Origin of the sequence: Methylocystis sp. (assembly GCF_051061225.1) — a bacterium.
Lineage (GTDB): Bacteria > Pseudomonadota > Alphaproteobacteria > Rhizobiales > Beijerinckiaceae > Methylocystis.
Window position 1 is genome coordinate 124105 of sequence record NZ_JBPFEB010000068.1, and the last position, 24191, is coordinate 148295.

Genomic DNA, 24191 nt, shown 5'->3' on the forward strand with positions numbered 1-24191 from the left:
TTGACGGCTCAGGCCGCGCGCAGGCGCTTCTCGCGTTGGATCACTTCCGAGGCGAGTTTCAGATAGGCCTGACTGCCGGAGCATTTCAGGTCGTACAACAGCACCGGCTTGCCATGCGACGGCGCCTCGGACACGCGGACGTTGCGCGGGATCATCGTGTCATAGACCTTGTCGCCCATGAAGCGGCGCACGTCGGCCGCGACCTGATTGGCCAGATTGTTGCGCGGGTCGAACATGGTCAGCACCACGCCATGAATGGAGAGTCGTGGATTGAGCGTGCGCGTCACCTGCTCCACGGTGGAGAGCAATTGCGACAGACCTTCCAGCGCGAAGAACTCGCATTGAAGCGGGACCAGCACGGCGTCGGCGCTGGCCAGCGCATTGATGGTCAGAAGATTGAGCGAGGGTGGGCAGTCGATCAGAATGTAACCATAACGCCGGCCGTCGAGATGATCCGCCGCGGCCACGAGCTCCGCCACCGCGCGCTTCATCCGGAAGGCGCGGTCCTTGTCCCCGGCGATTTCCAGTTCGACGCCCAGAAGATCAAGGGTCGAAGGGGCGATCGAGAGGCGCGGCACCGCCGTCTGGATCGTCGCGTCGGCGAGGCTCGATTCGCCGAGCAGCACGTCATAGGTCGAGACCTTGCGGCTTTTACGTTCGACCCCGAGCCCGGTCGAGGCGTTGCCCTGCGGATCGAGGTCGATGACCAGCACCTCCTCGCCGACAGCCGCGAGCGCGGTGCCGAGATTGATCGCCGTGGTTGTCTTGCCGACGCCGCCCTTCTGATTGGCGAGGACGAGCACGCGCGGGCTATTCTGTCCGGTCAAAATCTGCCTCTGGCGGTAAATCGACGACGATGATTCTGGCGCGCGGATGGGTGCGGCTCGCAATTGTCTCGAATCTGAAACTACCGGCGGCGCTGGCGGCGGTCAATTCGTCGCGCCACTCCGCGCCCTTCAAAAACACGGCTTTTACCCCCTTTTTTAAGGGTTCCTTCACCATGCCGACAAGCCGATCGAGTGGGGCGAGGGCGCGCGCGCTGATCGCGTCAATCTCTCCGGCGAGCGGCGGCAGAGCCTTTTCCAGCCGCTCCGCATGGATGGTGACAGGCGCGCCTGTTTCACGTGAAACAGCGCGCAGAAAGGCGGCCTTGCGCTGGTCGCTCTCGATCAGATGAACCATGGCGTCCGGATGGCCCTTCACCAGAAGCGCGGTGACGAGACCCGGGAAACCGGCGCCAGAGCCAATATCGGCCCAACGCGTGGCTCCGGGCAGGGCAGCCGCGACCTGAGCCGAATCGGCGAAATGGCGCAGCCAGACTTCGGTGAGTGTGTTGGGCGCGACCAGATTGATCTTGGCCTGCCAACGGCGCAGCAAATCGTCATAGATCGCGAGTTCCCGCTCGATCGGCCGAAGGGCGGGGAACTGCTCCAGCGCCGCCGCGCGCGGATCGTTCATGCCCGTCGCGCCCGAGCGGCGAGAAGGGTGAGGGCGGAGGGCGTCATGCCGTCGATCCGTTGCGCCTGCCCAAGCGTACGCGGCTTCAGCATGGCCAGCTTGCCGCGAAGCTCCGCCGACAGGCCGGCAATGCCGTCGTAGTCGAGCGTCTCTGGCAAGGCCAATTGTTCATCGCGGCGAAACGCGTCAATGTCCGCCTGTTGGCGATCCAGATAGACGGCGTAGCGGGCGTCCGTCTCGATCCGCTCCGCCGTCCCCGCGTCGATCTCGCCCAGCTCGGGCCAAATCTCGGCCAATCGACCCACGCTGACCGACGGCAGCGACAAGAGGGCGAAGCCGCTGCGGCGCTGGCCGTCCTGATTGACCGGCAATCCCTGCTTCAGCGCCCCGGAAGAGGTGAGAGAGACGCTCTCCAGCAGGGCGCGCGCGCGGGCGAGTTTCGCGGCGCGCGCGTCGAACAGGGCGCGTCGCTCGGCGCCCACGCAGCCCAGCGCGATCCCCTTCGGCGTCAGTCGCTCATCGGCGTTGTCGGCGCGCAGGCACAGGCGGTATTCCGCCCGCGAGGTGAACATGCGATAGGGTTCGCTGACGCCGCGCGTCACCAGATCGTCAATCATGACGCCCAGATAGGCCTCGGCCCGATCGAACGTCACGGGAGATTGGCCGGCGACGGCGCGCGCGGCGTTCAGACCGGCCACAAGCCCCTGGGCCGCCGCCTCCTCATAGCCCGTCGTGCCATTGATCTGGCCCGCGAGGAAAAGCCCGCGCAGGCGCTTGGTTTCCAGAGCCGGCGTCAGTTCGCGCGGGTCCACGTAATCATACTCAATGGCGTAGCCGGGCCGCAGAATCCGCGCCGTTTCGAGACCCGGAATGGCGCGGATGAAGGCTTCCTGCGTGGCCAGGGGCAGGGAGGTCGAAATGCCGTTTGGATAGACCGTATCGTCGTCCAAACCCTCGGGCTCCAGAAAGATCTGGTGGCCGTCGCGGTCGCCGAAGCGCGTGACCTTGTCTTCAATGGAGGGACAATAGCGCGGGCCGGGGCCGGAAATCGCGCCGGTTTTCAGGGGCGAGCGATGCAGATCGGCGCGGATGACGTCATGCGCGCGCGCCGTCGTGCGGGTGATGGCGCAGGCGATCTGGGGATTTTGGATGCGTCCGGTCAGGGTCGAAAACGGCTCGGGGGTCTCGTCGCCATATTGCTTTTCGAGGCCCTCCCACTGGATCGTCCGGCCGTCGAGGCGCGGCGGCGTGCCTGTCTTGAGCCGCGCGACGGCAAATCCCATGGCGCGCAAGCGGCGGGATAGACCAAGCGCCGGCGGATCGCCCATGCGGCCGGCAGGCGTCCGCTCGTCGCCAATGTGAATGACGCCGCCGAGGAAGGTGCCGGTGGTGATAACCACCGCGCCAGCGCGAATGTCACTGCCATCGGACAAGCGCAGCCCGCGCACATGATCGCCCTCTATCAGCAGATCCTCGGCAGAGGCCTCGATAATCTCCAGAGATTCGACCCGCCCCATCGCGGCCAGCATCGCCATGCGATAGAGCTTCCTGTCCGCCTGGGCGCGCGGTCCACGCACGGCCGGTCCCTTGGAGCGGTTGAGCATGCGGAACTGAATGCCGCCAAGATCCGCCACCCGCCCCATCAAGCCGTCCAGCGCGTCAATCTCACGAACGAGCTGGCCCTTTCCAAGGCCCCCGATCGCCGGATTGCAGGACATCGCCCCGATCGTGGCGCACGAATGGGTGACGAGGGCCGTGCGGGCGCCCAAGCGCGCCGCCGCGGCGGCCGCCTCACAACCGGCGTGGCCGCCGCCGATCACGATCACGTCGAAAGCCGTCACGGCGATCCCTTTGCCCTTGCCTGCGTCGATGACTCACGCGCAGACTGTTTCACGTGAAACAGCCTGCCTATTTGCCGATGCAAAAGCGGGAGAAGACGGCGTCGAGCACATGCTCGACATCCACGGCGCCGACAATGCGCCCCAACGCCCGCGCGGCCGAACGTAAATCTTCCGCCGTAAATTCCAAGTCCTTTTCGCCGGCGCGCGCCTCTTCGAGCGCCGCAAGCGCCGCTGTGAGAGCGCGCCGATGCCGTTCGCGACTCACCAACGCGGACCCCCCGTCGCCCAATCGCGTCTTCGCGCGCCTGGCGACCTCATCGAGCAGGGCCGGGAGGCCCGCGCCATTCGCGGCGGAAACGCCAAGCCAGCCTTCGGGCGGCGGCGACAGGTCGGCCTTCGTGGAGACCTTCAGCGTTTCAACCCCATCCGGAACCGCGTCCGGCATGGCTTCGCCGCCCGCCGAGAGCCACAGGGCCAGATCGGCGGTCTCCACGCGCGCGAGCACCCGGTCCACGCCGATCTTCTCGATTTCATCCGCGGCTTCGCGGAGCCCGGCGGTGTCGGCAAAGGTGATCGGAAGCCCGCCATGATCGAGATGCGCCTCGATCATGTCGCGGGTGGTGCCGGGCGTCGGGGAGACAATGGCAAGGTCGCGCCGCGCCAAGGCGTTGAGCAGGGTGGATTTTCCGGCATTGGGCGGTCCCATGATCATGACGAGGAAGCCCTCGCGCAAGCGCTCGGAGGCCGGCGCCTCCCGCAGCGCGGCGCGCAGTTCTGCGCAAAGAGGGGCGAGAACAGCATGCAGCCGGCCGCGATCAAAGCCGCCGACATCCGCCTCGTCGCTGAAATCGAGTTCGGCCTCCACCAGGGCGCAAGCCTCGATGACGGAGGCGCGCCAGCCCTCGACCCGGCGTCGCAGCGCTCCGCCGGCAATGCGCAGGGCCTGGCGGCGTTGCGCCTCGGTCTCGGCGTCGATCAGATCAGCGAGCCCCTCCGCCTGTGACAGATCGAGCTTTCCATTGACGAAGCCGCGCCGGGCGAACTCTCCCGGCTCCGCCGCGCGCAGACCGGGAAAACGCGCGAGGGTCGTTAAGACTCCGTTCACCACAGCCTGACCGCCGTGAATGTGCAATTCGGCGTAATCCTCGCCCGTCGGCGACTGCGGAGAGGGGAAGAACAGCACCAGCCCCTGATCCAGCGTCTCACCCGCACCGGGTTCGCGCAATGTGACGTAGCGGGCGACGCGCGGCGCGGGCAGGGCGCCTGTCAGCGCGACGAGCAGGCCTTGGACAGCCGGGCCAGAAAGGCGAATGACGGCGATCGCCGCGCGGCCGGCGCCTGTGCCCGGCGCAAAGATCGTCTCCATGCTCACGTCTCCGGGATGGGGCGCGCGTCGCCGCCGAGGAGTCTTTGCCGATAGAGCCGCCGAAACGCCAGAGTCGGCGCGTCCGTGCGCACGGAAACCTCGCCGCCGGACAGCGGAATGTCCGGGGGCAGGGATGATTCGACGATCGCCTTGTCTTCGGCGGCGATGCGCGCGTTCATCCAGCGGAACAGCGGATCGAGCAGCGGCGCGCGGGCGAAATCGCGCAGGGTGAGCAGCAGCAACCGCGTGCTGGCGTCCTCCTGCGGGATGGAGGCGACCATCAGGCGAAGCCGCCGGCCCGGCGGATCGATGAAAAGCTCCATCATGTTCGGGAAACGGTAATCGAGCACGCCCGGCCGCGCGACGCCATCGACGGCGCTGGAGAGGCGCAGGCCGTAGGGCCGCTCTTCGACAGTGATATCCATGCGCGCCCCCAAAACCGTGCGGCTGAGCGCCTTGCCAATGGTGCGACGGTGCACGAAGGGCAGATGCGGCATGTCGAGCATGTTCTCCATCACCCGCGTCCAATGGACGTTCCAAACGACCGACTGGGCGCAGAGGGTCATTTTGGGCAGCGAGAAGCTTTCCGAAATCTCGGGTTCGGTCTCGGGCGCGACCCCGGTATGGAGCCACAGCAGGCCGGCGGTCTCACGCAGGGGCAGGGCAGTGGCGCCGAGTTGGTCGCGTTTCGCGTCCGGATTCCAGGGCACGCCGCAATTGGCCCCCGTGCGGTCGAAGCGCCAGCCATGGAAGGGACATTCGATCTGGCCGTTGACGACCTTGCCGAGCGACAGCGCCACGCCGCGATGCGGGCATCGGTCGATCAGCGCGCCGGGTTGGCCCGCCGCGTCACGAAAAAGAACAACGCGCTCGCCGGCGATTTTCAGCCCGAGCGGGCGACCGGGCTTCAGATCGCGCGAGAGGCTGAGAGGGGTCCAGACATTAGCGAAATTTGTGAACATTTTTCTGCTTGACCCTGTCAGCCCTTGAAGACGTTGTTTCGATGCCACGCCAGAAATTGCGGGTGAGGCCGCAAGTCGGGCCTGTCTGGAACCAGCAGGCGCTCGTTCCCGCCGAGGAACCTGTCGATCGAATCTGGAAGCCGGTCTTTCGCAAGCAACAGCTTGTAGTCGTCGTCCACCGAGATCAGACCTCTGTCGAACATCCAGTGAAAGGTGCCCGAAAGCGCGACGCCATTGCGGACGCTATCAGGCCCACGGTGCTCAACGGGTCGGATATGCGCGGCCTGAACTTCCGACCGACCGCCGCCATTGATGATCTTGACCCCAGACATGGCGCAGGTGTCGAGGTAGGCGTCTTTGACGGCTGCGGCGAAGGCTCGATCTCTGAAGGGCCGCGACGTCAGTTGCTCGATGATTCGGCGGTCCTGCTCAAAGGGCTCGTCGAAGATAAACTCGGACGATTCTTCGGCGAAACCGGAAACTGGCGGCATTGGCGCTTCCGGAACATCTGGCGCGGGTCGCATGCGGGGCTCGGAGCCGATCACGTGGCCGAAGCCCGCAGCCCAGATCAGATCGAACTCGGGGTTGCTCAAATTTCGCACGGCGCGGCCAAATGCGCCCTTGTTCGTCGATCCATCCGATTTCTCAAGGGCGGATTCATAGTAATGGCTCCCCTCCTTAAACGGCACCGGGCGCGTAAAGGGAAGATAGTGATCAACCTCAGCGTAGAAATGATCCGGGAGCACAGGATCAGGGACGATTTTCAGTAACCGCGCTATTGCAAAATAGACTTGGGCGCCGCCACGCCGCGGCTCATAATAGACGATCCAGTCGCCGACAGCTTTCTCGACCTGATTTCGATAAGTCCTGGGAAAATGATAGCGCACCTCAGGCAGGTCGTCATAGGACGACGCGCTCTTCGTAGTGAACACCGCCTTCGTCATGTCTTGCCCGACGCGTCGAAGTCTCTTCGAATTTGCGCGACCAGCCTATCACTTCCCGCGGCGCGCCAGAACGCCAGCGCGCCGGGTCTTGTCTTGAGACGTCACGTATTCATCGAATCGAAGAACGCCTGATTGCCCTTCGGGGTCTCGCGCAGCTTGCCGAGCAGGAATTCGATGGCGTCCACCGTGCCCATCGGATTGAGGATGCGGCGCAGCACATACATCTTCTTGAGGATGTCGGGCGCGACCAGCAGATCTTCCTTGCGGGTGCCGGAACGGGTGATGTCCAGCGCCGGGAAGACGCGCTTGTCGGCCACCTTGCGGTCGAGAATGATCTCGCTGTTGCCGGTGCCCTTGAACTCTTCGAAGATCACTTCGTCCATGCGCGAGCCAGTGTCGATCAGCGCCGTGGCGATGATCGTCAGCGAGCCGCCTTCCTCGATGTTGCGCGCCGCGCCGAAGAAGCGCTTGGGGCGTTGCAGGGCGTTGGCGTCGACGCCGCCCGTCAGAACCTTGCCGGAAGACGGAACGACCGTGTTGTAGGCGCGGCCCAGACGCGTGATCGAATCGAGCAGGATCACCACGTCGCGGCGATGCTCGACCAGGCGCTTGGCCTTTTCGATCACCATTTCCGCCACCTGCACATGGCGCACCGCCGGCTCGTCGAAGGTCGAGGACACGACCTCGCCGCGCACCGAGCGCTGCATGTCGGTCACTTCCTCGGGGCGCTCGTCGATGAGCAGCACGATCAGATAGCATTCGGGATGATTGGTCGTGATCGACTGCGCGATATTCTGCAGCAGCACGGTCTTGCCGGTGCGCGGCGGCGCGACGACCAGCGCGCGCTGGCCCTTGCCGATCGGGGCGACGAGATCGATGACGCGCGAGGACAGATCCTTTTTCGTCGGATCGTCGATTTCCAGCTTCAGCCGCTCATCCGGATAGAGCGGGGTCAGATTGTCGAAGGGCACCTTGTGGCGCACCTTCTCCGGGTCCTCGAAATTGATGGTGTTGACCTTGAGGAGCGCGAAATAGCGCTCGCCCTCTTTCGGGCTGCGAATGATGCCCTCGACCGTGTCGCCGGTGCGCAGGCCGAACTTGCGGATCTGCGAGGGCGAGACATAGATGTCGTCGGGACCCGCGAGATAATTGGCGTCCGGCGAGCGCAGGAAGCCGAAGCCGTCCTGCAGCACCTCCACCACGCCCTCGCCGACGATCTCGACGTCACGGCTGGCGAATTGCTTCAAGATGGCGAACAGCAGCTCCTGCTTGCGCAGCAGCGAGGCGTTTTCGACTTCATGTTCCTCGGCGAACGCGAGCAGCTCGGCGGCGGACTTCGCCTTCAGGTCCGATAGTTTGATTTCCCGCATGTGGGCCTTCGAAGAGACGTGCGTTGGGAGTGGGCAGGGGAACGGGCGTGCTTTCCGCGCGCCGATGTATCGATCGGCGGTCGACAATACGACTGTCTGCCAGAGGTGAGGATGATTTCATAAAGGTTTTTTGGCCCGCGCGCAAGCGCCCTCAGAACGGCTTCACGATCACCATGATCACGATGGCGATCATGAGCAGGGTCGGAATCTCGTTGATGATGCGAAAATAGCGCGCCGGATGGACGTTTGCGTCGCCCGCGAAGGCGCGCAGCAGCCGTCCGTCGTGGAGATGGGCGGCGGTGAGCAGAACGACCAGCGTCGCCTTGACGTGAAACCAGGGGGCGACAAACCAGCCGGCGTCGGCCGCGAGGAAGAGGCCGGTCGCCCAGGCGACGACCATCGCCGGGGTCATGATGTAGCGATAGAGCCGGCGCTCCATGATCTTGAAGGTCTGCGACTGCGCGCCCGCCCCGACATCGGCGTGATAGACGAAGAGCCGCGGCAGATAGAGAAGGCCCGCCATCCAGGAAATGATGGCGACGACGTGAAGCGCCTTGATCCAGAGATACATGCCCAAATCCTTTGGCGCCGCTTCGCCGGGCCCCCACCCGGCGATCTCCGACTGCCGGCCTCCCCGCAAGCGCGAGGTAAGAAACCCCGAGACGCCGCCAGCTTACCCGCGCCGCACCCGCGCCACCAGCCGCTCGACATTCTCGATCGGCGTCTGCGGCAGGATGCCATGGCCAAGGTTGAAGATATGCGGCCGGCCCCGGAACGTCTCCAGAATAGCGTCGGTCTCGCGGTCAAGCGCCTCGCCCCCGGCGATCAGCGCCAGCGGATCGAGATTGCCCTGAAGGCAGACATTCGCCGCCGTCTCCGCGACCGCCCAGCCCGGATCGAGCGCCGTATCGAGCCCATAGCCGTCGGCCCCGAGGCGGCGCGTCAGCCCCGGCAGCTGGGCGTCCGCACCGCGAACAAAGGCGATGACCGGGGTCTGCGGGCGCTTCTCCTTCAGGAGCGCGATCATGCGGGCGATGGGCCTGGCGCACCAGGCCTCGAATTCATGCGCCGGCAGAACGCCAGCCCAACTGTCGAAAATCTGCACCGTCTCGACGCCCGCGTCGATCTGGCGCAGCAGATAGTCCACCGAGGCCTCCACGAGCCGGTCGATGAGCTGCTGGAAAGCGGCCGGATGCCGGAAGGCGAAGAGCCGCGCCGGCGCCTGATCCGGCGTGCCCTTGCCGGCGATCATATAGCTCGCCACCGTCCACGGCGCGCCGCAGAAACCGATGAAAGCCACGTCGGAGGGGAGCGCGGACTTCACCCGGTCGATGGTCTCGAACACGGGGGAAAGCTTTTCGACGTCGAAGGCGCCCAGACGCGCGACGCCCTCCGGCGTCTCGATGGGATCGAGCCTCGGGCCTTCCCCGGTCTCGAAGGAAACCGTCTGGCCCATGGCGTCGGGCACGACGAGAATGTCGGAAAACAGGATGGCCGCGTCGAAATGGAAGCGGCGGATCGGCTGCAGCGTCACTTCCGCCGCCGAGGCGGGCGTGTAGCAGAACTCGAGGAAGCTTTTCGCCTGCGCGCGCAGCGCCCGGTATTCCGGCAGATAACGGCCCGCCTGGCGCATGAGCCAAAGGGGCGGAACATCCTGCGCGACGCCGCGCAAGGCCGATATCAGGCGTTTGTCGTCAGTCAAGGCATCTCTCCGCTTGCCGGCCCGAAGACGCCGGGGCTCGCCAGTGGAGGTAGCGCGAAAGCGCAAAAATTAAAAATCCCTTTAAAAGGATCTGAATTTACTTTTTCTTAACCATCGGAACGCAGTGGTTAATATCCGTTAACCTTTTGTCCACACGGCGGGCGGCGGGGGATGATTTCCACGCCCTTGCGGGGGAAAGTCTGGAAAACGCTGAAGGTTCATATTTTTCAGTTACTTGCTGAGCATTATCCACAGGGACGGATCGTCGCCTTTCTGTTTATGAGTCTTGAGTCTGCGATTCACGGCTCCGCCTGCGACAGTGGTTTCCCTGTTGAAAGCTTCGATGGGATATGCCCAGTTCTCGACAGGGGCGGGCGCTCGGCCCGAAAACCATCCCCACTGTTCCAACTTGTCCACCCCGGTTGTGGGAAATTCCGAACCCGTGAGCGAAGCCCATTCTTCTTCTTTCTGGCGCGCCGGCGCGCCGCTGATTCTCGCCTCGAAGAGCGCCGGGCGGCGGCAGGCGCTGGCGCAGGCGGGCGTGCCGTTCGAGAGTTTGCCGGCGGATGTCGACGAGCGGGCGATCGAATCGCGCATGGGCGACGTTGGGGCGGACGCCATCGCGGCGGCGCTCGCCCGCGCCAAGACGCTGGCCGTCGGCGCGGCGGCGCCCGGGCGGCTGGTGCTGGGCGCCGATCAGGCGGCGAGCTGCGGCGAGCGGATCTTCGGCAAGCCGGAAACGATGGAAAATGCCGCCGGGCTGCTGCGCTTTCTGTCCGGCCGGCGCCATCGGCTGCATTCGGCGATCGCGCTCTCGCGCGACGGCGTGATTCTGTATGAAACGGTCGCGCACGCCGATCTGACCCTGCGCCCCCTCAGCGACGCCTTCATCGACGCCTATCTGGAGGCGATGGGCGAAACGGCGCTGACCTCGGCCGGCGCCTATCAGGTCGAGGGGCTGGGCGCGCATCTTTTCGACTCCGTCGCGGGCGATCACTGGACCATCATGGGCCTGCCGATGCTGCCGTTGCTCGACGCCCTGCGCCGGCTCGGCGCGCTGATGGCGTGAGCGGCCGATGATCAAGATCGGCCTGACCGGCTCCATCGGCATGGGCAAATCGACCACCGCGCAAATGTTCCGCGACGCCGGGATCGCGGTGCTCGATTCGGACCGGATCGTCCATGATCTCTATCGCGGCGCGGCGGCGGCGCCGATCGAAGCGGCGTTCCCGGGCGTGGTGGTCGACGGCGTCGTCGACCGCGCCAGGCTGGCCCAGCGCGTGCTGGGCGACGCCGGGGCGCTGAAGCGGCTCGAGGCCATCGTGCATCCGCTGGTCTGGGCCGCTCGCGACGAATTCCTGAAAACCCAGGAAGCTGAGGGCGCGAAGATCGTCGTCTATGACGTGCCGCTTCTCTTCGAGACTGGCGCCGAGACGAGCGTCGACGTCATCGTCGTCGTTTCGGCGCCGGAAGATGTGCAAAAGGCGCGGGTTCTGGCGCGTCCGGGCATGACGGAGGAGAAATTCGCCGCCATTCTGCAAAAGCAGGTCCCCGACAGCGAAAAACGCGCCCGCGCGGATTTCGTGGTCCATACCGGGGCGGGACTCGAGGCGGCCCGCGCCGACGTCGCGGCGATCTTGCGATCGCTCGAACGGAGAGGGTGAGCGGCCGTCGCGGCGGCGTCCGTCACGGGGAGCGGGACGGGTGAGGACGCGCCCGGTCGGGTGCGTATGAAGGATCGACGGAACCATATGCGCGAAATCGTTTTCGACACCGAAACCACCGGGCTCGATCCGAAAGACGGCCATCGCGTCGTCGAAATCGGCGCGGTCGAGATTTCCAATCTCATCCCCACCGGCCGCGTCTTCCACGTCTATATCGATCCCGAACGCGACGTGCCGGAGGAGGCGTTCCGCGTGCACGGCCTCTCGCGCGACTTTCTTTCGCAGCACCGGAAGTTTCGCGAGATCGCGCGGGAATTCGTCGATTTCCTCGAAGACTCGCCGATGGTCGCGCATAACGCCGACTTCGACGTGCGCTTTCTCAACGCCGAATTCGCCGTGCTGAAATTGCCGCCGCTGGCGCCCGCGCGCATTGTCGATACGCTCGCCATGGCCCGGAGGCTTCATCCCGGCAGCCCCGCCTCGCTCGACGCGCTCTGTCAGCGCTATGGCGTGGATCTGTCGCGCCGCGACAAGCATGGCGCGCTCCTCGACGCCGGTCTTCTCGCGGAAGTCTATGCGGAATTGCGGGGCGGCCGGCAGGCCGCGCTGTCGCTCGCGTCGGTCGGCGCCGTGCGCCGTGCGTCGCAGACGGGCGACTTGATACGCGCGCGGCCGGCGCCGCTGGCGAGCCGTCTGACCGCGCAGGAGGAGACCGCCCACCGGCGGTTCGTCGCGACGATGAAAACGCCGGTCTGGGACAAATATCTGCCCGAGGACAGCAGCGGAGAGCGGCCGCCCTCCGCCGCCTGATCGGATCAGGCCTGGGCCATGGGCTGGTTGGCCTGGGCGGCCTTCTGCTGGTAGAGCGCGACGAAATCGATCGGGTCGATATAGAGCGGCGGGAAGCCGCCGTTGCGGGTGGCGTCGGCCACGATCTGGCGCACGAAGGGAAAGAGCAGACGCGGGCATTCGATCATCACGATCGGATGCACCTGCTCCTCCGGAATGTTGATGAGGCGGAAGACGCCGCCATATTCGAGGTCGAGCTTGAACAGCAGGCCGGGACCGTCGCCGGCCTTGGCGTCGAGCGTCAGCGACACTTCGAAATCGGTGGGGGCGAGCTGGCGGGCGTTGACATTGACCTGAATGGAAATGTCCGGCGCCTTTTCCTGCGGCCCCAGCGAATTGGGGGCGTTGGGGTTCTCGAAGGAGAAGTCCTTCAGATATTGGACGAGCGCATTGAGGGCCGGCGCGCCCCCGGCCGCGGGATTGGCGCCGTTTCCATTGGTGTCGGTCATGTCGGGAATCTCCAGCCCTGCGGCGATGGTGAAATCGGCGCCCGGGTAACACGTCTGTCCGGCCGGAACAAGGCGCGGGGGGTTCAGGGAGCCGGCGAGACTCCGCCGCTCTTGCGCCGCTTGCGCTGGGGCCGGCCGCTCTTGGTGAGATGTTTCCACTCATGCGGCTCGAGATCGATGGTCTGCGGCCCGCTCGCGGCGCGCGCCGCGCCATTGCGGTCCCGCAGCCCGGCCAGCACCGCGGCCCGCACCGAGGGCGATTTGAGCGCGAGGCCCGCCACATCGGAGGCGAAGCCGGGCAGGATCAGCAGCAGCGAGGCGAGCGCCTGCAAGGCTCCATCGATCATCGCGCCCTCGGCGCGCAGCCGGCCGCGCTCCCGCCAGACGGAAAGCAGGCGCTTCACGTCCGACAGTCCGATCGCGGTCGTGGCCATCCCGAGCGCGATCGCCGCCAGAAGCCCGACGGCGCGCAGCACGAAAGCGAAAGCGACAATCTCCAGCGCGAGCCAGAGGCACAGCCCCAGGCCGACGAGCTTGGTTCTCTGATTCACGGCCGTCAAAGCTCTCCCGCGCGTTGGCGTCGCGCATGATGTGCGCCGGTCCGGCGCCTGTTCGGCGCAAGGCGCAAGCGCCTGGCCGCACACGGGCCGCGGCGATGCGCGCGGCCCTTGATTCGTGACATGCGAGCCGCGACATGGTAGCCGAGAAAAGCTCGATCCGGGAGATATCAATGTCGCCGACCGGCGAACCCTTCGACCCGTCGCTCATCGTTTTTGCGGCACTCGCCATCTTCGTCGTCTGGAAGCTTCGCTCCGTGCTCGGCGTGCGCGTCGACCGCGAGGAAGCCCCGCCGGCGCAGTTCCAGACGCGCGCGCCGCTGCGCCGCGCGCCGCTGCCCGGCGCGCCGCCGGCGCAGGACCTGCCCGCGTCCCGTCCCGAGGACCGCTGGAGCGGCGTCGTCGAAAAAGGCGCCGACGCCGCGCCCGCGCTCGACGCCATCGCCGCCGCAGATCCGCGTTTCGACGGCCACGCCTTTCTCGACGGCGCGCGACGCGCCTACGAGATCATCGTGACCGCCTTCGCCAAGGGCGATCGCGACACGCTGCGGCCGCTTCTCTCCAAGGATGTCTTCGACGGCTTCGGCGGCGAGATCGCGCGCCGCGAGCAGGCGGGCGAAACCGTGGAGACGGCGATCGTCGCGATCGATTCGGCCCTGATCGATTCGGCGCGCGTGGCCTCGCGCCTCAATGAGATCACCGTGCGCTTCGCCGTGCGGCTGATGACCGTCCGCAAGGACAAGGCGGGCGAGACCATCGAGGGCGGCCACACCGCGCCGGTCGATGAGCTGTGGACCTTCGCGCGCGATCCCCGCGCGGCGGATCCCAACTGGAAGCTCGTCGGCACCCGCGCCGCCTAGCCCTTGCGCGCGCCGGGGGACCTCGCGCCGGTCGCCTTCGAGGCGGTTCCCGGTTTCGATGAGGACGACCTCGACGCCGCTTTCGCGGTCTTTCGCCGCTCCGCCGCGCGCCTTCTGGGCGGGGAGGCGGAGCAGCGTCCGGCTTGTCCTCCTCCGGCGGGCCTGATCGACGCCGCCCGCGCCGCGCTTCGGGCGGATTGCCGCGGCGGCGATTTTTTCCGGCGCTGGTTCGCGCCCTGGCGGCTGCCCCAGCCGGGTTTCGTCACCGCCTATTACGAGCCTGAGATCGAGGCGCGGCTCGCGCCGGAACCCGGCTTCGAAACACCGGCGCTGTCCCGCCCCCCGGATCTCGTCACCCTCAACGACGCGCCGCTGCGTCTCGCCTCCGGCGAGGCGCTCGCTGGCGCGCGGCGTCTGCCGGGAGGCGCGTTGGCGCCTTACCCCGACCGGCGCGCCATCGAGACGCGGGACGCAGCCACGGGGGCCGTTCCGCTCGCCTGGCTGCGCGATCCCGTGGAGCTGTTTTTCATTCAGGTGCAGGGCTCCGCGCGGCTGCGTCTCGACGACGGGACGACGCTGGCGCTGACCTATGACGGCCGCAACGGCTGGCCGTACACGTCCATCGGGCGGCTCGCCATCGAGCGTGGACTCATCCCCGAGCCGGAAATGTCGCTCGTAAGGCTGAAGCGCCAATTGCGCGACATGGGCCTCGCGCCCGACGCGCCCGGTCGGAGGCTGATGCATGAAAATCATTCTTATGTATTCTTCCGTATTGACGACTCGGAAGACCGGCGCCTGGGGCCGATCGGCGGTGAAGGCTGCGCGCTGACGCCGCTGCGCGCCATCGCCGTGGACCGGTCGATCTGGTGCTATGGGCTTCCCTTCTGGATCGCGACGCGCGTTCCCTGGGAGAGCGAGGCGGAAACGGGGTTGAATCGGCTGATGATCGCGCAGGACACGGGATCGGCGATTTTGGGCGCGGCGCGGGCCGATCTGTTTTTCGGCTCCGGCGCCCGCGCGGGCGCGCTCGCCGGCCGCGTCCGGCACGCGGCTGAGTTCACCGTTCTGCTCCCGCGCGCGGGGACCCCGTGAGCGACAAGCCCCGTTACGTGCGCCGCCTCACCCATGCCGAGGCCGAGCTGTGGGAGATCGTGACGGCGAGCGTCACGCCGTTCCGGACGCGACCCCCGACGCCCGCCATCGAGCCGGCGCCCGCGCCCAAACCGCCCGCGCCCCTGCGCGAGGCGGGGCAGAAGCCGGCCCCGGTCCCGCATCGCGACCGCCCGGCGCCGGCCCCGTCGCCCACGCCACTGACCGAGATCGACCATCGCACCCGGGTCAAGATCAAGCGCGGGCGGCTGGAGGTCGACGCCAAGCTCGATCTTCACGGCTTGCGGCAGGACGAGGCGCAGCGCGCGCTCGGCTCCTTCCTGCGGCGGGCGCAGGCGGATGGGGCCAAGGTCGCGATCGTGGTGACGGGCAAGGGCCTATCGCGCGAGGAAGGCGGGGTGCTGCGGCGCGTCGTGCCCATGTGGCTGCAGGCGCCGCATCTGCGCGACGTGGTCGTCGGCTTCGGAGAAGCCGCGCGCCATCACGGGGGCGAGGGCGCGCTTTATGTGCGCATCCGCCGCGCGGAGCGGGCGCGCGGCCGATAGAGCCCGTTCGTTTGTCCGAACGGGGCTCCGCTGCGACAGCGCCCTACGGCTGCGCCGGCGCCTCCAGCGCCGGGCGCTCCTCCGGCCGCGACAGGAAGGCGGTCGGGATATTCGGGCGGCCTTCCTCGGTCAGATGATGCGCCGAATGCGGCGGCGTCTTCCATTCGAAGGCATCGAGGCGTCCGCTGACGGGCGAAATCGGCAGCCAATGCCGGGAGACGACGCCATCGGCGATCCAGACCGGGTCGCGCGGCGCGCGCGAGCCGCGGGCGAGCCACTCGCGCACCGGCCCGGAGGGGCCGTTTTCCGCATCCTCAATCTCGGCCATCAGCAGGCAGGTGTGCGCGGTCGGGTGCTGGCCGTCGGCGACGAGCGGCGTCAGCGCCTCGCGCGCCTTGGCGAAGTCGCGGGCGGCCAGCGCCGCTTCCGCCAGCGCATGACGCCCGGCCGGCGCCGACCAGGCGAGCCGCGCGAGCTTTTCGACCCCCGCGACGCGCTGGCTGTTCGCCTCGCGCGGCAGGGCTTCGAGATAAACCTCGACGAGATCCGGGTGCGGATTGGCGGCGAAGACCGACTCGAGGAGCTTCATCGCCTGCTTCTGGTCGCCGTGGCGGATCAGCACCCGCGCCGCCGTCGCGGCGGCGGGAACGAAATTTGGCCGGCGCTTGAGCGCCTGGCGGGCGAGATGCAGCGCGTCATGCGGCTCGTTGCGTTCGCGCTGAATGGCCATGGCGGTCTCGATGACCGCCCGCAGCTTCTGCGCCTCGGCGAGGTCGAGGGCCTTGGCGGAGACGCTTTTTTCCAGCGCCTCGCGCGCCTTCTCCCAATCGCCGGCGGCGGCGAGATGCTGAAGCACGGCCGCGCCGGCCCAGGGCAGGGGCGCAATGTCCTGTGCCTTGGACGCGAAATGATGCGCCGCCTCCGCGTCCTCGCGGCGCTTCGCCTCGACATGCAAGCCGCGCAGGCCCAGCAGCTTGGTCTCGGGCTTCAGCGTCATCTTGTGAAAGGCCTTGGCGGCGGCTGTGTTGTCGCCCGAAAGTTGCGCCGCCTGCGCGACCAGAAGCTGCGTCAGCGGCTCGTCGGGGAGCAGTTTCTCGGCGAGCTGGGCGGCCTTTTTGGCCCGGGCGAGGTCGCCGGCGCCGACGGCGACGAGACCCTGCGACAGCACGTCGAGCCCCTTCGCCTTGCGCCGCTCGCGCGAGCCGCCGGCGACGCGTCCCGGCAGCCGCACCAGAGCGACGAAAATCGCCCAGGCGAGAATGACCGCCGCGATGAGCAGCAAAAGCCCGCCGATGGCGACCGGAATCGAGGTCTCGATGTGCTGACCGGCGAATTCGAGCGTCAGCGATCCGGGCTGGTCGGCCAGCCAGACGATCCCATAAGCGGCGACGGAGAGCGCAACCAGAAAGAAGAACAGGAAAAGCATGGCGGTTGAGCTCCGCTTATTTCTTGCCAAGCGCGGCGATGGAGCCGCTGAGCAGATCGTCGGCGGCCTTCGCCGCCTCCTGGCGCTGGCGCAGGCGCGCGCCGAAGTCCGCGGCCTCCGACCGCGCCTCTTCAGGCAGGCTGTCGAAGAAGCCTGTCGCCGCGCCGAAGTCATTATGAGCGAGCGCCGCCTCCAGCCGGTCGAGCTTGCCCTCAAGCGTCTCGGCCTGCGGCTCGCCGGTCGGCCGCACCTTCACGAGCTTGCTCGCGCCCTGAAGAAGATGATCGGTCAGGGCGCCCGAGTCGGCGTGCGCTTCCTGCGCCCGCAGCTTCTTGGCGATGGGCAGGAAGGCGTCGCGCAGCGCCGGACCCGTCGGCGCGCCCTTCTCGGCGACGTCGATCAGGACGGGCGCGGGGGCGGGCTCCGTCCCGAGGCGGGAGAAGGCGGCGATTTCCGCGGCGAAGGGCCGGCCCGCCTCCAGCTCGCGCTGAAGCGCGAAGGCCAGAACCACGGCGGCGGCGGCGCCGTCTGAGGTTGCGGCGGGCCGCTGCACTTCGGCCTCCGTGGCCGCGCGAGACTCGTTTTTCGGCGCGTCCAGTCTTTCGCGCAGGGCGCGCGTTTCCTCGCTCAGCGCGTCGATGCGGCCCTCGAGCGCGGAGATCAGGTCGCGATCGGTAAATCCGTCGGCGTCGCGGCTCTCCGTCCGGGCGGCGGGCGCGGGGGCCGCCGCGATGGCGGCCGCGGGGGCGCTTTCCGGCTTCGGCGCCGCAGGGGCGGCGTCGGCCGCCTTCGTTTCGACAGGCTTTTCGACCGGGAGGGCGTCCGGCTTGCTCTCCGCCGCCGCCTTGTCCTCCACGGGCTTTCCTTCCACCGGCTTGTCTTCCGCAGACTTGGCGGGGGCCTCGGGAGCGGCGCCTTGCTCCGCCGGGGGCGGCGGCGTCTCGATGGCCTTTTCGGCGTCGGCCGTCGCATCCCCTTGAGCGGGAGCCGCCGCAAGCGGAGCCTTGTCGAGGGAGGGGCGTGCGATCGTGCGCTGGGCGTCGGGTTTCGGCGCCTCGCCGGTCAGGCCGGCGATCAGGCCGCGCGCCTCGACGAGCCCGCGATCCACATAATCGGCGGCGGCGCCGACGCGCGGGTCGGTCTCCCGCAATTGCAGCGCGCCATAGCCGGCGACGCCGGCAAGCGCGAGGAGGACGGCGGCGGAGAGCAGCAGCCGCGAGGCGAGTTTCCCCGAGCGACGCGCCGGCGCTGCGGCCTTCGCGCTCCCGGCGCCCGCGACGGCGGGCGCAGGGGCCCCGCCGGCGGTTTGGCTTTGGACCTTGGAGGCCTGATCGCTCTTCTCGGGTTGAGGCGCCGCCATGCTTGCCGTCCTTGCTTTCGTTTCACCCTCGCAAGTCAGGTATAGAATAGGCCGCCTGCCCGCGAAACAGGCTTTCGCGCGCTTTGTCGACGATCAGCCGGCGGCTTCCATCAGCGCCAGCGTGCGCCGCGCGATATCGAGATGCAGGCGCTCCACCATCTTGCCGTCGATCTGCACCACGCCCTTCTCGAGATTTTCGGGCTCGTCGAAGATCGCGATGATCCTGCGGGCGAAGGCGACCTCGTCGGCCGAGGGCGCGAAGATTTCGTTCACCGGGCCGATCTGGCTGGGGTGGATGAGCATCTTGCCGTCGAAGCCCATGTCGCGGCCCTGCTCGGCCTCGCGGCGCAGCCCGGCGTCGTCGGTGAAGTCGTTGTAGATGCCGTCGATGATCTCGATGTCATGCACGCGCGCGGCGAGGACGCCGGCCGAGAGCCAGGGCGTGAGCGCCGGCCGGCCGGGGGTGAGGCGGGCGCGGGTGGATTTGGCGATGTCATTGGGGCCGAGCACCAGAACTTCCAGCCGCGAGGCCGGATCGTCGGCGGCGCTCGCGATCTTCTCGATGTCGAAGATCGCCCGCGGCGTCTCGATCATCGCCCACAGGCGGGTCCCGAGCGGCGCGCCGGCGGCGACGATGTCGGCGGCGGCCTTGAGAATGTCGTCGCGCGAATTGACCTTGGGGATCACGATGGCGTCGGGGCCGGTCGGGGCGACGGCCGCCACATCCGCCTTGTACCATTCGGAGCCGCGCGCATTGACGCGCACGACGATCTGCCGCGCGCCATAGCCGCCGTTGCGCACCGCCTCGGCGACCTGCGCCCGCGCCGTCTCCTTGGCGGCCTCGGCGACGCCGTCCTCGAGCTCGAACATCAGAACGTCGGCGGGCAGGCTCTTGCCCTTTTCCAGCGCGCGGGCGTTCGAGCCCGGCATGGCCAGCACGCTACGTTTCAGTTTCGAAATCATCTCTCAAGCTCGCTCGAATCATCGTCCGTCGCCAAAGCGCGACGCATTTCACTTGCCGCGCCGGCTCTCCTACACAATAAGAGGCGTCTCCGCCATCCGCCTTCGCGGGGCCCTCCCGCGTGCATCCATTTCGAACGGCCAAACATGCAAGCTGACGACAGCCAGGCGCCCGACGCCCTCCCGTCTCACCTCGTCGACGGCTACAAGGTGTTTCTCTCCGGCCGTTTCCGCGCCGAGCAGGCCCGATTCCGGACGCTCGCCCTCAAGGGCCAGCGGCCGACGACCATGGTGATCGGCTGCTGCGACTCGCGCGTCGCGCCCGAGGCGATCTTCGACGCCGGCCCCGGCGAGCTCTTCGTTCTGCGCAATGTCGCGGCGCTGGTTCCCCCTTACGAGCCGGACGACCATTTCCACGGCGCCTCCGCCGCGCTCGAATATGCGATCATGGCGCTGGAGGTGCAGCATATCGTCGTGCTGGGCCACGCCCAATGCGGCGGCGTGCGCGCCTTTGCCGACATCACCGCCAATCCCGAGACGCCCCGCCTCTCCCACAGCGACTTCATCGGCGACTGGATCAAGATGCTCGCCCCCGCCGTCGAGGCGCTCGGCGTCGCCCCCGATCCCGAAAGCCCGGCCTATCTCCAGAAGCTCGAATTTGAGGCCATCAAGCTCACCCTGTCCCATCTGCGCAGCTTCCCGATGGTGCAGGTGCTCGAGCGGCGCGGCTATCTCCATCTCCACGCCGCCTATTTCGGCGTCGCCGACGGCCGCCTGCTGGCGCTCGACGAAGCGACGGGCGATTTCGTCCCCGTGGCCGAGAGCGCCCACGCCGCCGCTTTCGAGGAGGCGCGTTTTTGATCGACGTCGCGAGCGAGGTCCCCGAGATCGCCGGTCTGCATGAGCTCTCCGGCCGCTATGACGCCATCCTGTGCGACGTCTGGGGGGTGCTCATCGACGGCAAGCGGCATTTCCCGCAAGCCGCCGCGGCGCTGAAGACCTTCCGCGACCGGGGCGGGCGGGTGGTGCTCGTCACCAACGCCTCGCGGCCGGACGACGAAGTGCGCCGCCAGCTCCTGGGGATCGGCTTGCCGCAGGACGCTTTCGACGATCTCGTCTCGGCGGGCGAACTGACGCTTCTGGACATGATCGCCCGCAAGGGGCAGGCCTGCTACCACCTCGGCCCGCCGCGCGACAATGGTCTGTTCGAGGAGGCGGGCCGGCGCCTCGGCGCGCCGCTGCGCAAGGTCGGTCCCGACGAGGCGGAGTACGTCGTCTGCACCGGCCTCTTCGAGGAGCGCGCGGAGATCCCGCAGGATTACGACGAGCGGCTGGCGGCTCTGAAGGCGCGCGATCTCACCATGCTCTGCGCCAATCCGGACATTGTCGTCGCCATTGGCGACGACGTGGTCTATTGCGCCGGGGCGCTCGCCGAGCGCTACGCCGCCATGGGCGGCAGGGTCCTGATGTTCGGCAAGCCGCATCCGCCCATCTACGCCGCCGCCCGCGAGCGGCTGGCGCGCCTGAACGGCGCGCCGGTCGACGGGTCCCGAATCGTCGCCATCGGCGATGGCGCGCTGACCGATCTCGCCGGCGCCGGCCGGGCCGGGCTCGACTGCGTCTTCATCACCGACGGGGTGCATGGCGAGGAGCTGCGTCCGGGCGGCGCGGCCGTCGATCCGGCCGCGCTGGCGCGGCTGATCGACGCCGCCGGCGCCAGGCCCGTGGCTTTGGCCCGCGCAATTTTCTGGTAATAAGGGGCCAACGGGCTTAAACGCCCCTTAACCTCTCCCACTCGCAACGTTCCGGTGACCCCCATGTCGACGCCCTTCAAAATCTATTATTTCGAAGATCTGAGCGTCGGCATGCGCGAGACGCTGATGAAGGCGGTGATGGACGACGACGTCATCGCTTTCGCCGATCTCTCCGGCGACCGCAATCCCATCCATCTCTCCGACCATTTCGCGTCCAAGACGCGCTTCGGCGAGCGCATCGTGCACGGCCTCTACACGGCCTCGCTGATCTCGACCGTCATCGGCATGTATCTGCCCGGCCCGGGCGCCGTCTATCTGTCGCAGACCCTGAATTTCCGCGCTCCCGTCAAGATCGGCGACGTCATCACCGTGGTCGTCGAAGTGGTGGAGCTCGTCGAGAAGGGCCGCCGGGCCAAGCTGAAATGCGAATGTCTCGTCGACGGCAAGGTGGTGCTCGACGGGGAGGCGCTGGTGATGGTGCCCTCGCGCGAACAGGCCGCGCGCGCCGCCGCGCCGGTGGAGAAACCGGCGACCGCCTGACGGCGTCGGCTCCTTGATCGTGGCCCCCTCCTTCATCGTCGCCCGCGATCCGCTCACGCCGCCGCAGGGGCTTGAGGGCGCGGTCGTGGCCATCGGCAATTTCGACGGCCTGCATCGCGGCCATCGCGGCGTCGTGGCGCGCGCCCAGGCGTTGGCGAAAAAGCTCGGCAAGCCCTGCGCGCTGCTGACCTTCGAGCCGCATCCGGCGGATGTGTTCGCCGGCAGGCCCGTGATCTTCCGCCTCACCCCGCCCGCCGCCAAGGCCGCGCAGGCCGCTCGCCTCGGGCTCGACGGCATGATCGTGCTCTCCTTCAACCGGGAGTTCGCCGCGCAGCCGGCCTCGGTCTTCACCGAGGGCGTCCTCGCCGGGCGCCTTGGCGTCTCGGCGGCGGTCGCGGGCTATGATTTCCGCTTCGGCGCCGGCCGCGCGGGCGACGCCGATTTCCTGCGCGCGGAAGGCGCGCGGCTGGGCTTTTCGGTCGAGATCGTCGACCGCATCACCAGCGACGGGGAGGGCAGTCTCGACGCCGTCTCCTCGACCGCGACGCGCGAGGCGCTGGAGAAGGGCGACGTGGCGCTGGCCCAGCGCCTTCTCGGCCATCCCTATTTCGTGCGCGGCGTCGTGCGCCATGGCGACAAGCGCGGCCGTCTCCTCGGCTTCCCCACCGCCAATCTCGCGCTCGATCCCTCGAACCGGCTGCGGCACGGCATCTACGCGGTGACGCTGGAGGCCGACGGCGTCGTGCGCAAGGGCGTCGCCAATTTCGGCCGCCGCCCGACCTTCGACAATGGTCCGCCGCTGCTCGAGGTCTTCGTCTTCGACTTCGAGGGCGATCTTTACGGCAAGGACGTCGAGGTCGCCTTTTACGGCTTCATCCGCGGCGAGGAGAAATTCGACAGCGTCGAGGCGCTCATCGCCCAGATGGAGGACGACAGCGCAAAGGCGCGCGGGATGCTGAAGAGCCGATAGGCGCTTCCGATTGACCTCGCAAGGTGGGCGCATCCCTCCCCTTCACGGGGAGGGTGGTCCCGAAGGGACCGGGTGGGGTCAAGGCCTCACCATGGCTGTCGCGGCTCGAACCCCACCCGGCGGTCTGCGACCGCCGACCTCCCCGTGAAGGGGAGGTATGGGGATCAGGTCGTAAAATTGGCGATGAACTCAACAAAACGGCTGATCGAGTGCGCTTCGCAAGGAGGGTATGGCGCCCCCATGACGGCGTCGCGCCTGCTTTCCAGCAAAACATCCTCCCGCCGCGCTTGGTCCGTCGCCACGCGGCCCTAGCCTTTCTTGCAGGGGCTGACAACTCTCCTTACCGGAGGATTGTCATGAGCGGCGTCATGCGGTTTATCCTCGCCTTTCTGACCCTTACGCTCGGTTTCGGCGCGACCTTCGAGGCCGCGCAGGCGCGGCATCTCAAACGCGTTCTGATCTTCGGCGACAGCCTGACCTCCGGCTTCAACCTCCCCGAAGAAGCGAGCTTTCCCGAGGCGCTGCGCCGGCGTCTCGCCCAGCGCGGACGCGGCGACGCGCTGATCATGAACAGCTCGCGCGCGGGCGACACGACGGACGTCGGCGTCGACCGCATCCCGCTGGCCTTCAGCGGCGGCGCGGATGTGGTGATCGTCGAATTGGGCGGCAACGACATGCTGGGCGACGCCGATCCGGGCGCCGTCTACCGCAACCTTCAGACGATCGTCCATCACAGCAAGCGCGTCGGGGCGCGGGTGATCCTGACCGGGATGGTCTCGCTGCCCAAGCGCGATCCGTCCTACAAGCGGCGCTTCGACGCGGTCTATCCGACTTTGGCGGCGCGCGAGGGGGTGGCCTATTATCCCTTCTTCCTCGACGGCGTCTTCGGCAATCCGGGCCGCATGCTCAGCGACGGCGAACATCCCAACGCCGCCGGCTCCGATTACATCGCCGCGCGCATGGCGCCGATGGTCGCGCGCGAGCTCGACGCCGTCGACCGCCGCGATCACGGCCGTTATGGTTACGCCGGCCGGTGAGGCGAACGACTCGCCGCGTTGCAGGGCGCGCGGCGAGCGCCTATCTTCGTTGCCTGACACGAGGGAGTCCGCGTCATGAACGAGGAACGCAGGGGCGACATCGAGATCATCCCGCCGGGCAAGGAGCGCGAAGACGATTTCGCCGCCTCCCGCATCTGGGTCTCGTCGGGCTCTGGCGAGGTCAGGCTCATCCGGCTCGGACCGTTCCAGAGCATGCTGCTCGGGCTCGGGCTGATGACGCTCGTCGGGCTCGGGCTGTTTTTCCTGTCCGGCCTGTTTCTCATCCTCGTCCCGGCGGCGGCCCTGCTCGGCGCCGGCGCATGGGTCGCCAACAGGCTCGGCCTCGGCCCCTTCCGCCGCTTGCGCTAGCTCGATTGGCTTTCGCCGCCCCGCTTGCTAAAGGGGGGCATGCTGACTGTCCGGCCAAGGCGAATTACCGGCCCGGTCCGCGCTTGAGCAGAGCTCGC

The 24191-nt window shown here is 67.7% G+C and carries 26 protein-coding genes; 12 read left to right on the top strand and 14 right to left on the bottom strand.

The window, feature by feature from the left end; all coding sequences use genetic code 11:
• Positions 1-8: 8 nt before the first annotated feature.
• The 9 genes from ACR652_RS13110 to hemE all read right to left on the bottom strand — a co-directional run bounded on the left by ACR652_RS13110 (position 9) and on the right by hemE (position 9643).
• Positions 9-827, bottom strand: a complete 819-nt coding sequence (locus tag ACR652_RS13110) for a ParA family protein (protein WP_434506932.1) — start codon at positions 825-827, stop codon at positions 9-11.
• On the bottom strand, positions 811-1458 hold the full coding sequence (gene rsmG / locus ACR652_RS13115) for a 16S rRNA (guanine(527)-N(7))-methyltransferase RsmG (protein ID WP_434506933.1): 648 nt from the start codon (positions 1456-1458) through the stop codon (positions 811-813). Before rsmG ends, ACR652_RS13110 begins: the two co-directional genes overlap by 17 nt.
• Positions 1455-3299 carry a tRNA uridine-5-carboxymethylaminomethyl(34) synthesis enzyme MnmG gene (gene mnmG, locus ACR652_RS13120; RefSeq protein ID WP_434506934.1) on the bottom strand — a complete coding sequence of 615 codons (1845 nt, stop codon included), beginning with the start codon at positions 3297-3299 and terminating at the stop codon, positions 1455-1457. The genes rsmG and mnmG overlap by 4 nt, the downstream gene beginning before the upstream one ends.
• Positions 3300-3366: 67 nt before the next feature.
• Entirely contained in the window at positions 3367-4665 is a 1299-nt protein-coding gene (mnmE, locus tag ACR652_RS13125) for a tRNA uridine-5-carboxymethylaminomethyl(34) synthesis GTPase MnmE (RefSeq protein ID WP_434506935.1), read from the bottom strand.
• A gap of 2 nt (positions 4666-4667) precedes the next feature.
• Positions 4668-5627 carry a Rieske 2Fe-2S domain-containing protein gene (locus ACR652_RS13130; RefSeq protein ID WP_434506936.1) on the bottom strand — a complete coding sequence of 320 codons (960 nt, stop codon included), beginning with the start codon at positions 5625-5627 and terminating at the stop codon, positions 4668-4670.
• A 17-nt stretch (positions 5628-5644) separates the two neighbouring features.
• Positions 5645-6571 (bottom strand): HNH endonuclease, encoded by a 927-nt coding sequence (locus tag ACR652_RS13135; RefSeq protein ID WP_434506937.1) that lies wholly within the window; start codon positions 6569-6571, stop codon positions 5645-5647.
• Between the two features lie 101 nt (positions 6572-6672).
• Positions 6673-7941: a transcription termination factor Rho gene (gene rho, locus ACR652_RS13140; RefSeq protein WP_434506938.1), complete on the bottom strand. Its 1269-nt coding sequence runs from the start codon at positions 7939-7941 to the stop codon at positions 6673-6675.
• Between the two features lie 151 nt (positions 7942-8092).
• Positions 8093-8512, bottom strand: a complete 420-nt coding sequence (gene hemJ / locus ACR652_RS13145; RefSeq protein WP_434506939.1) for a protoporphyrinogen oxidase HemJ — start codon at positions 8510-8512, stop codon at positions 8093-8095.
• Positions 8513-8614: 102 nt separating this feature from the next.
• The gene (gene hemE / locus ACR652_RS13150) at positions 8615-9643 is read right to left on the bottom strand and encodes a uroporphyrinogen decarboxylase (RefSeq protein WP_434506940.1); all 1029 of its coding nucleotides are present in this window, start codon (positions 9641-9643) and stop codon (positions 8615-8617) included.
• Between the two features lie 442 nt (positions 9644-10085).
• On the opposite strand from hemE, the gene ACR652_RS13155 reads away from it, so the two are divergent.
• From ACR652_RS13155 to dnaQ, 3 genes are all read left to right on the top strand, one after another.
• Positions 10086-10712: a Maf family protein gene (locus ACR652_RS13155; protein ID WP_434506941.1), complete on the top strand. Its 627-nt coding sequence runs from the start codon at positions 10086-10088 to the stop codon at positions 10710-10712.
• A gap of 7 nt (positions 10713-10719) precedes the next feature.
• Positions 10720-11307: a dephospho-CoA kinase gene (gene coaE / locus ACR652_RS13160; RefSeq protein ID WP_434506942.1), complete on the top strand. Its 588-nt coding sequence runs from the start codon at positions 10720-10722 to the stop codon at positions 11305-11307.
• Between the two features lie 87 nt (positions 11308-11394).
• The gene (dnaQ, locus tag ACR652_RS13165; RefSeq protein ID WP_434506943.1) at positions 11395-12117 is read left to right on the top strand and encodes a DNA polymerase III subunit epsilon; all 723 of its coding nucleotides are present in this window, start codon (positions 11395-11397) and stop codon (positions 12115-12117) included.
• 5 nt (positions 12118-12122) lie between these two features.
• Here the strand turns inward: dnaQ and secB are convergent, their stop codons facing one another.
• Positions 12123-12605, bottom strand: coding sequence for a protein-export chaperone SecB (secB, locus tag ACR652_RS13170; protein WP_434506944.1), 483 nt, complete (start codon positions 12603-12605; stop codon positions 12123-12125).
• An 83-nt stretch (positions 12606-12688) separates the two neighbouring features.
• A complete protein-coding gene (locus tag ACR652_RS13175) occupies positions 12689-13156 on the bottom strand; it encodes an FxsA family protein (RefSeq protein WP_434506945.1) in 468 nt (155 codons plus the stop codon).
• 179 nt (positions 13157-13335) lie between these two features.
• Between ACR652_RS13175 and ACR652_RS13180 the strand changes: the two genes are divergently transcribed.
• Genes ACR652_RS13180 through ACR652_RS13190 form a run of 3 tightly spaced genes read left to right on the top strand, consistent with a single transcriptional unit; the run spans position 13336 to position 15677 of the window.
• Positions 13336-14022: a Tim44/TimA family putative adaptor protein gene (locus ACR652_RS13180; protein ID WP_434506946.1), complete on the top strand. Its 687-nt coding sequence runs from the start codon at positions 13336-13338 to the stop codon at positions 14020-14022.
• Between the two features lie 3 nt (positions 14023-14025).
• A complete protein-coding gene (gene mltA / locus ACR652_RS13185; RefSeq protein WP_434506947.1) occupies positions 14026-15114 on the top strand; it encodes a murein transglycosylase A in 1089 nt (362 codons plus the stop codon).
• Positions 15111-15677, top strand: a complete 567-nt coding sequence (locus ACR652_RS13190) for a Smr/MutS family protein (RefSeq protein WP_434506948.1) — start codon at positions 15111-15113, stop codon at positions 15675-15677. The genes mltA and ACR652_RS13190 overlap by 4 nt, the downstream gene beginning before the upstream one ends.
• Positions 15678-15720: 43 nt before the next feature.
• Here the strand turns inward: ACR652_RS13190 and ACR652_RS13195 are convergent, their stop codons facing one another.
• From ACR652_RS13195 to ACR652_RS13205, 3 genes are all read right to left on the bottom strand, one after another.
• On the bottom strand, positions 15721-17103 hold the full coding sequence (locus ACR652_RS13195) for a heme biosynthesis protein HemY (protein WP_434506949.1): 1383 nt from the start codon (positions 17101-17103) through the stop codon (positions 15721-15723).
• 16 nt (positions 17104-17119) lie between these two features.
• A complete protein-coding gene (locus ACR652_RS13200) occupies positions 17120-18463 on the bottom strand; it encodes a COG4223 family protein (RefSeq protein ID WP_434506950.1) in 1344 nt (447 codons plus the stop codon).
• A gap of 93 nt (positions 18464-18556) precedes the next feature.
• Complete coding sequence (locus ACR652_RS13205; RefSeq protein ID WP_434506951.1) at positions 18557-19426, bottom strand: HpcH/HpaI aldolase/citrate lyase family protein; 870 nt, start codon at positions 19424-19426, stop codon at positions 18557-18559.
• A gap of 144 nt (positions 19427-19570) precedes the next feature.
• Here ACR652_RS13205 and ACR652_RS13210 point away from each other — a divergent pair, with 144 nt between their 5' ends.
• The 6 genes from ACR652_RS13210 (at position 19571) to ACR652_RS13235 (ending at position 24093) form a co-directional block, all read left to right on the top strand.
• The gene (locus ACR652_RS13210; protein ID WP_434506952.1) at positions 19571-20284 is read left to right on the top strand and encodes a carbonic anhydrase; all 714 of its coding nucleotides are present in this window, start codon (positions 19571-19573) and stop codon (positions 20282-20284) included.
• Positions 20281-21177: a TIGR01459 family HAD-type hydrolase gene (locus ACR652_RS13215; protein ID WP_434506953.1), complete on the top strand. Its 897-nt coding sequence runs from the start codon at positions 20281-20283 to the stop codon at positions 21175-21177. Before ACR652_RS13210 ends, ACR652_RS13215 begins: the two co-directional genes overlap by 4 nt.
• 63 nt (positions 21178-21240) lie before the next feature.
• Positions 21241-21717, top strand: a complete 477-nt coding sequence (locus tag ACR652_RS13220) for a MaoC family dehydratase (RefSeq protein ID WP_434506954.1) — start codon at positions 21241-21243, stop codon at positions 21715-21717.
• Positions 21718-21736: 19 nt separating this feature from the next.
• Positions 21737-22687, top strand: a complete 951-nt coding sequence (locus tag ACR652_RS13225) for a bifunctional riboflavin kinase/FAD synthetase (RefSeq protein WP_434507021.1) — start codon at positions 21737-21739, stop codon at positions 22685-22687.
• A gap of 356 nt (positions 22688-23043) precedes the next feature.
• A complete protein-coding gene (locus tag ACR652_RS13230) occupies positions 23044-23724 on the top strand; it encodes an arylesterase (RefSeq protein ID WP_434506955.1) in 681 nt (226 codons plus the stop codon).
• Positions 23725-23799: 75 nt separating this feature from the next.
• Positions 23800-24093, top strand: coding sequence for a hypothetical protein (locus ACR652_RS13235; protein ID WP_434506956.1), 294 nt, complete (start codon positions 23800-23802; stop codon positions 24091-24093).
• Positions 24094-24191 lie beyond the last annotated feature (98 nt).